This window comes from Tepidiforma sp. (assembly GCF_026419595.1).
Taxonomy (GTDB): domain Bacteria; phylum Chloroflexota; class Dehalococcoidia; order Tepidiformales; family Tepidiformaceae; genus Tepidiforma.
In genome coordinates this window covers 316-4,974 of sequence record NZ_JANZZD010000048.1, presented here as the reverse complement: position 1 = coordinate 4,974, position 4,659 = coordinate 316, and the positions used below count along the sequence as shown (strand labels likewise).

General features: G+C 72.1%; 8 protein-coding genes. 1 reads left to right on the top strand and 7 read right to left on the bottom strand.

The window, feature by feature from the left end; genetic code table 11:
* Positions 1–71 precede the first annotated feature (71 nt).
* The 7 genes from N2041_RS14070 to N2041_RS14040 form a co-directional block, all read right to left on the bottom strand.
* On the bottom strand, positions 72–311 hold the full coding sequence (locus N2041_RS14070; RefSeq protein ID WP_297679209.1) for a hypothetical protein: 240 nt from the start codon (positions 309–311) through the stop codon (positions 72–74).
* On the bottom strand, positions 311–541 hold the full coding sequence (locus N2041_RS14065; protein WP_297679208.1) for a hypothetical protein: 231 nt from the start codon (positions 539–541) through the stop codon (positions 311–313). The genes N2041_RS14070 and N2041_RS14065 overlap by 1 nt, the downstream gene beginning before the upstream one ends.
* Entirely contained in the window at positions 522–1,373 is an 852-nt protein-coding gene (locus N2041_RS14060; RefSeq protein WP_297679207.1) for a hypothetical protein, read from the bottom strand. Before N2041_RS14060 ends, N2041_RS14065 begins: the two co-directional genes overlap by 20 nt.
* Complete coding sequence (locus tag N2041_RS14055; protein WP_297679206.1) at positions 1,370–1,621, bottom strand: hypothetical protein; 252 nt, start codon at positions 1,619–1,621, stop codon at positions 1,370–1,372. The genes N2041_RS14060 and N2041_RS14055 overlap by 4 nt, the downstream gene beginning before the upstream one ends.
* On the bottom strand, positions 1,618–1,944 hold the full coding sequence (locus N2041_RS14050) for a helix-turn-helix domain-containing protein (protein ID WP_297679205.1): 327 nt from the start codon (positions 1,942–1,944) through the stop codon (positions 1,618–1,620). Before N2041_RS14050 ends, N2041_RS14055 begins: the two co-directional genes overlap by 4 nt.
* Before the next feature lie 106 nt (positions 1,945–2,050).
* Entirely contained in the window at positions 2,051–2,314 is a 264-nt protein-coding gene (locus N2041_RS14045; RefSeq protein WP_297679204.1) for a hypothetical protein, read from the bottom strand.
* A gap of 13 nt (positions 2,315–2,327) precedes the next feature.
* Complete coding sequence (locus N2041_RS14040) at positions 2,328–2,567, bottom strand: helix-turn-helix domain-containing protein (protein ID WP_297679203.1); 240 nt, start codon at positions 2,565–2,567, stop codon at positions 2,328–2,330.
* A 753-nt stretch (positions 2,568–3,320) separates the two neighbouring features.
* Here N2041_RS14040 and N2041_RS14035 point away from each other — a divergent pair.
* On the top strand, positions 3,321–4,659 hold a 1,339-nt coding region (locus N2041_RS14035), incomplete at its 3' end, for an N-6 DNA methylase (RefSeq protein ID WP_367187736.1).

The window sequence follows — 4,659 nt, the reverse complement described above, 5'->3', positions numbered from 1 at the left end:
CGGTTCGATGTCGGCCGGGAGAATTGGCCCGGTGACGGGGCCGTCCAGCGGCAGGGTGATGTGCTGGTCCATCAGTTCCTCCCGAGCCAGGCGATGGCGCGGAGGTCGAGCCAGCCGCCGCGCCAGAGGGCGTAGGGGCTGCGGGCGGCGGCGAGCGGCGCGCGCCGGTCGACGGCCCAGCCCATCACCTGCTCTTCGTCCGGCGTGAGCCAGCCGAAGCGGGATTCGAAATCACCTGCCCGGGCGCCGGCCGCCGCGAGGTCGCAGCCGGGCGCGGGCAGCCAGTTGGCGATGAGGGGCCAGCGGCGCATCACCAGTCGCTCCAGTCGCGCAGCCGCCACTGGGCGGGGAGTTCCGCCGGGCGGTGCGCCGGGTAGTAGCGGTCGCGGCTGATGCCGCGGCTTTCGAGCCAGGCGTCTTCGGAGGCGGGGAAGCGGCGGACGGCGCCGCAGGCGGCGCAGCGGCCGTCGAGCCAGGCGCGGCCGTCCGGCTCGTCGATGCGCCAGCGGTGGACGTGCGCGTCAGGCGGCCGGCGGGTCATCGTGCTCCCCCTGTTCGAAGCGGTAGACCTCGGCGACGAGGCTGATGACGTCGGCCTCCGGGTTCCGCCGGAACCATTCGCGCACTTTCGCGGCGGGGCCGAGCCGGTTCGGGCCGAGTTCGGCGTCGAGGTAGGCGACGAGCTGCTGCTTGGTGAGGCCGTTGGCGCGGAGGGCGTGGCCGAGCGCCTCCCACTGGCCGCGGTCGAGCTCGACGGGCGGTTCGCCGGCGCCGGCCGGCAGCGGGTGCGGCTCGAGCAGCTCGCCGGTCTCGCGGTCGACGCGGGCCGGGCGGGCGCCGGGGATGGCGTCGGCCTCCGTCTCGTCCATCCAGCCGAGCCCGGCGAGGGAGAGCGTGGCGCGGCGCTTCGCCTTCGTCTCGGCCTTCATGAGGGCGTTGGCGAGCGCGTCGCCCTTCAGCCCCAGCACGCTGACGGCGCCGACGGCTTCGTCGGAGCGGCCGGTGCGGTCGACGGCGCGGGCGGTGACGACGTAGAGGCCGGCCTCGGCGAGCATTTCGCGGCTGGTGATGTCGACGGAGATGCCGCGGTTCGCCCGCAGCTGGTCGGTGGCGGTGCGGGTGGCGTAGAGGACGAGCCGGCCGTTGAGGTGGAGGTAGTCGAACGGCTTCGTGAGCGGGTTGAGGCCGAGCGAGTCGCAGACGCGGCGGTAGTAGTCGAGCCGCTGGGCGGGCGTGAGCCGGGCGAGGTCGCCGCCGACGACGACCTGTTCGAGGAGGGCGCCGGCGTCGGCAGCGGGGGCGGGCGCCGGCGGCTGTTGGGCCGGCTGGGCGTCGGCGAGGGCGGGCTGGATGGTCGGGGTGTCGGCGGTCATCGTGCCTCCTTCAGCTGCAGGTGTTCGAGGGCGCGCGGGGTGAGCCGGAGCGAGCGGTAGGTGTGCTCGTCCCACTGGACGAAGCCGTCCGAGCGCAGTTCGTGGAGCCAGTAGTGGACGGTGCTCCAGCCGCGGAAGCCGGCGCGCTCGGCGAGTTCGCGGACGGTGGGCGGGATGCCGCGCTCGCGCCAGAGGCTGGCGGCGGCGAAGAGCACGCGCTCGGCGGAGGGGTGGAGCTGTGCGGTCACAGGAGCGCCCCCTGGACGTCAGCGGGCAGCCACGTGACCTCCAGCCGGCCGGAGGGAGCGCGGCGGGCCGGGCCTTTCTGGACGAGGCCGAGCCGCTCGAGGTCGGCCAGCCGGCGGTTGGCGGCGTACCGGTCGAACCGGCCGTCGGAGGCCTCGGCCAGCTCGGAGGCGGTGCGCCCGGGGCTGGCGCGGACGGCGGCGAGGAACCACGCGGCCTGCGTGGCGGGGAGGCCGGCGGCGTCGGCGCGGCGGGCGGCGTCGCGGGAGGTGGACGGGTCGAGCGCGCGGTAGCGGGCGCGGACGATGGCGGCGCTGCGGCTCACCGGCGCACCTCCCGGAGGAGGTCGCGGATGGTGGCGGCGCCGATGAGGAGGGCGGCGCCGAGGAGCGTGAGCTGGACGGCGAGGGCGGCGAGGGCGGCGAGGGCGCTCACGCTCCCACCTCCTGCCAGACGTCGTCGATCTCCGCGTGCCGGGCGTTCTCCCAGCGGTCGCGGAGGCGGAGCCGGCGGATGACGCGGCGCGCCTCGAGCAGCCGCCCTTCGGCGAGGAGCAGCTCGGCCACCTCGAGGGCGGCCGCCTCCCACTGGTCGTGCGCGGCGAGCTCCTGCCGGAGGGCGAGGGCCTGGACCCGCGCCTCCTCGAGGAGCCCCCGATCGGAGACGGGCCGGCCGCGCGTGCGCTGTGCTACCATCTCTTCGTACCTCCTATTCAGCAGCCCCCGGGTGGCCGCCCGGGGGCTGCGTGGTTCCAGTGAGGATCTGCTCGACCCACTCGCGGCGGATGAGGACGCGGCGGCCGAGGCGGACGTGGGGGATGACGGGCTGGCCCTCGCGCTTGTGGTAGAGCCATTCGCGGAGCGCGCGTTCGGAGACGCGGAGGACGCGGGAGACTTCCGGGACGGTGAGGAGCGGGGCATCGGGCAGCCAATCGGCGGCGGTGGTCATGCGGCGTCCTCCGGGAGGGCGAAGGTTTCCATCGGCACCCCGAAGACGGGTGCGAGGCGGGCGACGCAGGTCCAGGTGAGCGGGGACGGCAGGGCGATGTCGTGAGACGTCGGCGGCGGGCTGGCGGAGTGTTAGACTTCGGCCCGTGGCGAAGGCGGCAGCGCGAATGCGTCGGGTATTCCTGGCGGACAGGGGCCGCAGCCCGGGAACGGCGGCGCCGCCGGCCGGGGCGGGCGGGGATGGGGCGCTGTGGGCGAGGAGGCCGGGGGAGGGAGGCGGCGGCGGAGCCCGGCGGGCGCGAGGACTGCTTCGGCTTCGCGAGGAGAGGGCAGCGACCGGGGGCCCGCCGCCAGTCGTCCCGGGCAGCGGGCGAGCCAGGGGGCGAGGGCCGAAGGGGACGGGGCTTCGATGACGAGGACGACGAGCTCCGCCATGAATCCGAACACCTGTTCTATCGAGGGTGGGGCCATGGTAGCGGACGCGGCGGGCCATCCGGGAGGGGTTGCTGTCATGTCGTCAGGGGTTGGCGGGAAGAAGGCCGCCGGAACGCCTAAGCGACAGCTTTTGACGCGCCGGGGTGGTAAAGATCGCTCCATCATTCGCCGCAGCTGAACGGAGGTGCGCATGGCCCAGTTCTCGCTCGAACCATCGCCCGGGGAGTCACCGGAACCCAGGCGCCGCGGTCGGCGCTCCGGCACTGCCGCCGCCGCAAAATCCGGCGCCGTGCTTGGCTATGAGGCGCAGCTCTGGAAGATGGCCGATGCCCTGCGCGGCAGCATGGACGCGGCGGAGTACAAGCACGTCGTCCTCGGCCTCATCTTCCTGAAGTACATCTCCGATGCTTTCGAAGAACAGCACGCGAAGCTCGAAGCGGAACGCGACGACGGCGCTGACCCCGAGGACCCCGATGAATACCGCGCGAAAAACTTCTTCTGGGTCCCGCCTGAGGCGCGCTGGCCGTACCTCCAGCAGCAGGCGAAGCAGCCGACCATCGGCCAGCTCATCGACGACGCGATGGCGGGCATCGAGCGCGACAACCCCTCACTCCGCGGCGTGTTGCCCAAGGACTACGCCCGCCCTGCGCTCGACAAGGAGCGGCTCGGGCAGCTCGTCGATCTCATTTCAAGCATCCGCGTCGGCGATGCCCAGGCGCGCGACCACGACGTCCTCGGCCGCGTCTATGAATATTTCCTCGCCAAGTTTGCAAGCGCTGAAGGGAAGAATAGCGGTGAGTTCTACACGCCCCGCTGCATCGTGCGCCTGCTCGTCGAGATGATCGAGCCGTACCGTGGCCGCGTCTACGACCCGTGCTGCGGTTCGGGCGGCATGTTCGTCCAGTCAGTCGCGTTCGTCCGCGCCCATGCGACGGGCAACGGCAACGGCGGCAAAGCCGTCGCGGATATCTCCATCTATGGGCAGGAGTCGAGCCACACCACCTGGCGGCTCGCGAAGATGAACCTCGCGATCCGGGGCATCGATGCGCAGCTCGCGCAAGGCGACACCTTCCACAACGACCAGTTCCCCCACCTGAAGGCGGACTATATCCTCGCCAATCCTCCGTTCAGGCTTAGGAGATGGGGCGGTGAGCGCCTGCGGCAGGACAGGCGGTGGAAATTCGGCGTGCCCCCGGTGGGCAACGCCAACTTCGCCTGGGTGCAGCACATCATCCACCACCTCGCGCCCGCCGGCGTGGCAGGCTTCGTCCTCGCGAACGGCTCCATGTCCTCCAACCAGTCCGGCGAGGGCGAGATTCGGAAAAACATCATCGAGGCCGACCTGGTGGACTGCATGGTGGCCCTGCCCGGGCAGCTCTTCTACTCTACGCAAATTCCTGCCTGCCTCTGGTTCCTCGCCCGGGACAAGGGAAACGGCAGATTCCGCGACCGGCGCGGCCAGGTCCTTTTCATCGACGCCCGCAAACTCGGGACGATGGTGGACCGTACCCACCGCGAGCTCACCGACGAAGACATTCGGAAAATCGCCGATACCTACCACGCCTGGCGGGGCGAGCCGGGGGCGGGGACGTATAGCGACGTGCCCGGCTTCTGCAAGAGCGCGACGCTCGAGGAGATCCGGTCGCACGGGCATGTGC

Coding starts and splice junctions, on each gene's coding strand:
- N2041_RS14070 (WP_297679209.1), bottom strand. CDS start 311: ATGCGCCGCTGGCCCCTCATCGCCAACTGGCTGCCCGCGCCCGGCTGC.
- N2041_RS14065 (WP_297679208.1), bottom strand. CDS start 541: ATGACCCGCCGGCCGCCTGACGCGCACGTCCACCGCTGGCGCATCGAC.
- N2041_RS14060 (WP_297679207.1), bottom strand. CDS start 1,373: ATGACCGCCGACACCCCGACCATCCAGCCCGCCCTCGCCGACGCCCAG.
- N2041_RS14045 (WP_297679204.1), bottom strand. CDS start 2,314: ATGGTAGCACAGCGCACGCGCGGCCGGCCCGTCTCCGATCGGGGGCTC.
- N2041_RS14040 (WP_297679203.1), bottom strand. CDS start 2,567: ATGACCACCGCCGCCGATTGGCTGCCCGATGCCCCGCTCCTCACCGTC.